This is a genomic window from Streptomyces sp. NPDC111656 (assembly GCF_055656965.1).
In genome coordinates this window covers 1-3,060 of sequence record NZ_JBVKCA010000071.1, presented here as the reverse complement: position 1 = coordinate 3,060, position 3,060 = coordinate 1, and the positions used below count along the sequence as shown (strand labels likewise).

Sequence of the window (3,060 nt, the reverse complement as noted above, 5' to 3'; positions counted from 1 at the left end):
CGCAGTCCGTTCGCGTAGGCCTGGCCGAACTTGGCACACCAACGGCGCGCTGTCTCGTAGGAGACGAACACGCCGCGCTCGAGCATCAGCTCCTCCACCTCGCGGAAGCTGAGCGGGAAGCGGAAGTACAGCCACACACAGTGCGAGATCACCCCGACCGGGTACCGGTGCCCCCTGTACGACGGCAACGCGCTCCCCACGGACGACCCCCCTCCCCGCGTGATCAACCAGAAGACCATCCCACCCGGTCAGTCAACGTGACAGCGCCGCTCAGAGAGCTGAGAACGCAGCATCGCAGCGTGCAGCAGTGCCGCAAGGTTGTACAGAGTGCCCAGGCCTTTGGCGTCCGCCTGGGCCCCAGCGTCGAAGTCGCCGAGAAGCCCCCGTGTGAGGAGCACGGTGTCATCCGCAGTGCCCGCGAATCGGTTCCCGCCGGAGTCTGGGAACAGGCCGCGTACGACCTCCTCAAGTCGGTCGCCTCCGCCCGGCCGCGCGGCCGCCATCTCATGCACCCACAGACCGTAGGCGTGCGCGATCACTGCGGTCGGTGACACATGGTCCCAAGCAGCAGCCGTGCGCCTGCCGCCCTCGGAGACGACGGGCTCGCCCTGCTCGAACTGCCGCAGAATGGCCCTGGCCTCGTCCTTCATGTTCTGATCCTCATCATCTGCGTCGCCGTATCGCTCGGGAAATGGCCGTACCCACCACCATCCCCAGCGTGGCGATGGAACTCACCGGTTCCTGAACACCAGCGTGCTGGGGGGCGAACAAGCAACGGCTGCCGTCCAGCCTCAACGAGCTGACCGGACCCGAGCACGCGCATCCTGTGCGTTGCGCAGCTGGCTTGATGGTCCTTGGAGCCCGGCCCTGGTGCTCACGCAGGACCGCCCCGACCGCATGTGAAGACCACTGTCGTGGGCACCACCCTCGAAGGGCTGGTCGCCACGAGCTACGCTCACCGCACCAAGCGGGGCTCGTCCGTCTTCTCCGCCGCCGCGGCCACCTCGGAGCCCGCGGCGGCCGAACCGCAACAGGAGACAGCAGCCAACTGAGCATCCGCAGGAGTCCCTGACTCCGCTACCAGGCAGCGGTACGAATGCCGGGGGTTCCCTTCACACCGGCCGTCCGGTGGATTCAGGATCGATCCCCGTGCTGTCCGTGAAACCCGTCCGGAATGTTCAACGCAATTGCCGACCCGTTCTCCGGCGGTGAAAACGACGGTACGACAACGCTGGACGCGAAGAGCCGGTACGCCCACTGGTCGGTGCTCTCGGGGGCTGCGCCGGCGCCGGTGACAACTCCGCGGAGCAGCCAGCCGGGGCCGTCCTGTCCCAGGAATCTGACCTGCATGACGGTCATCGATCCACCGGGCCGTATCGTCGGTACGCTCGCCCGGATCTCTACGCCGGCAGGCCCTGCGCAGTCCTTCGCGGATCCACCACCTCGGGTGATCTTCGCGCTCAACTCGCCGCGGATGACATCCCAGTTCCGGTCGGGGAGAGCGTGAAAAGCCTGCAGTTGGAGAGCCGTGGAACCTTGGACAACAGTGACTCCACACAAACGCTTCTCACTGCGCACGAGGTGCAGTTCAAGAACTTCGGCCGCGGGAATTCTGAGCCCGCCGAGATCGATGATGGGCAACTCTCCTCACCGTCCAGGAAGTGAGGGGCGCTCAGTCGAACAACGGTGTGGTGTCATCGTCCCACCCGCTCAGCGGAGGCCAGTGCAGGGGAACGCATCCGTTGGGCAGCGGTGTGGCGGTCCGGATATCGACCACCGCACCGACGAAGATGCGGCGCGCCTGCTCCTGAATGATGTCCGAGTCGGCGCCGAGGCCGGTCAGCACTCCCCGGAGCATCCACCCGGGACCGTCACACCCGATGAAGCGAACACCAACCGGATCTGCGCCGGACTCACCCCCGGGTACCGTGCCCCGGATCTCCATCCCGAGCCGTCCCGTGCCCTCCTGGGCTTCACCGCCCGCAGCCGCGATCTTCGCCACCAGCTCATGGCGGGCCTGGCCCCACAGCCCGCCCTCCGGCGCGCTGAAAACCTGCAACTGCAGCGAAGCGCCGCCCACGTTCAGGGTGACACCGTAGGCGTTCCCTTCCCCCGCTTGGAGATCAATCCCCTCCGGACGGATCCTCATGCCCGCGACCACAGGCACCCGCAGGGCGCCGAGGTCGATCCGATCGCCAGAGGCAGTACTGTCCTCCGATTCCACCTCAGTGGCGTCCCAGGGCCCTACTTGGCCGTCTCGGATTTGCGGGCGAGTGAGTTCACCCGAGCCCAAGGTCTCCTCAACCTCGGTTACCGCCCATTCCAACAGCGCATCCAGGTCCGGCTCGGAGAGCTGCCCCCGCAGCCGCGCTGCGTCCAGCAGCGCCGTCAGGTTGTGCAGGGTGCCCGCTTCCCTCGCGTCCGCCTCAGCCGCCGCGTCGTGATCGCCGAGCACCCCCCGCGTGACCAGAACCGCGTCGTCTACAGTGCCCATGAATCGCGCCACGCCTGGGTCGGAGAACAGACCGCGAACAACCTCTTCGACCCTGTCGACTTCGTCCGGCTGCCAGTCCACCGACTCAAGCACCCACAGGCAATAGGCCTGTGCGATCACCAGAGGCGGTGACAAGCGGTGCCAGGAGGCAGCGGAGTAGTCGCCGTCCTCGGAAACGACGGCTCTGCCCTGCTCGAACCGCCTCAGGATGGCCCTGGCCTCGTTCTTCACGACCTGCTCCTCTTACCTTCTGAATCGCCGCGCCAGCCGGGAGGCAGCCGTGCCCAAAGTGATCGCCAGAGTGGCGACCGCACTCACGGGTTCGTGCAGACCGGCGCCGTGGGGCAAGACGTCTGCCACGTTCTGCGTAACGTTAGCGACTTTGTCCGCAGCACCCGCCGTGGTACTACGTCGGCCTTCGCCTTCTTCGGAGACTTTCTCACTCTCAGCCGATGCCTCACCGTCTCTACTGGGACTGTCCTAAAGATTGTGTATGCCCTGGTGTGACCCAGATGGCATGAGGTGCGGCCTCTGCCGGGAAGGATCACCGATGGGGATCAAGGGCG

At 66.3% G+C, this 3,060-nt stretch carries 4 protein-coding genes and 1 pseudogene; 1 reads left to right on the top strand and 4 read right to left on the bottom strand.

From position 1 onward, the window contains the following. Positions 1-200 (bottom strand): annotated as a pseudogene (locus tag ACZ7M3_RS52735) (IS6 family transposase); the annotation flags it as partial. Between the two features lie 48 nt (positions 201-248). Beyond that, complete coding sequence (locus ACZ7M3_RS52730) at positions 249-650, bottom strand: hypothetical protein (protein WP_472073959.1); 402 nt, start codon at positions 648-650, stop codon at positions 249-251. A gap of 249 nt (positions 651-899) precedes the next feature. Between ACZ7M3_RS52730 and ACZ7M3_RS52725 the strand changes: the two genes are divergently transcribed. Continuing rightward, positions 900-1,052: a hypothetical protein gene (locus ACZ7M3_RS52725; RefSeq protein ID WP_472073957.1), complete on the top strand. Its 153-nt coding sequence runs from the start codon at positions 900-902 to the stop codon at positions 1,050-1,052. A gap of 82 nt (positions 1,053-1,134) precedes the next feature. On the opposite strand, the gene ACZ7M3_RS52720 is transcribed toward ACZ7M3_RS52725, so the two are convergent. Both ACZ7M3_RS52720 and ACZ7M3_RS52715 read right to left on the bottom strand, forming a co-directional pair. Continuing rightward, positions 1,135-1,641: a DUF3710 domain-containing protein gene (locus tag ACZ7M3_RS52720; protein ID WP_472073955.1), complete on the bottom strand. Its 507-nt coding sequence runs from the start codon at positions 1,639-1,641 to the stop codon at positions 1,135-1,137. 31 nt (positions 1,642-1,672) lie between these two features. After that, positions 1,673-2,725: a DUF3710 domain-containing protein gene (locus tag ACZ7M3_RS52715; RefSeq protein WP_351316563.1), complete on the bottom strand. Its 1,053-nt coding sequence runs from the start codon at positions 2,723-2,725 to the stop codon at positions 1,673-1,675. Positions 2,726-3,060: the final 335 nt, after the last annotated feature.

Excerpts from the sequence above, each read along its gene's own strand:
- ACZ7M3_RS52730 (WP_472073959.1), bottom strand. The coding sequence starts at position 650 with ATGAAGGACGAGGCCAGGGCCATTCTGCGGCAGTTCGAGCAGGGCGAG.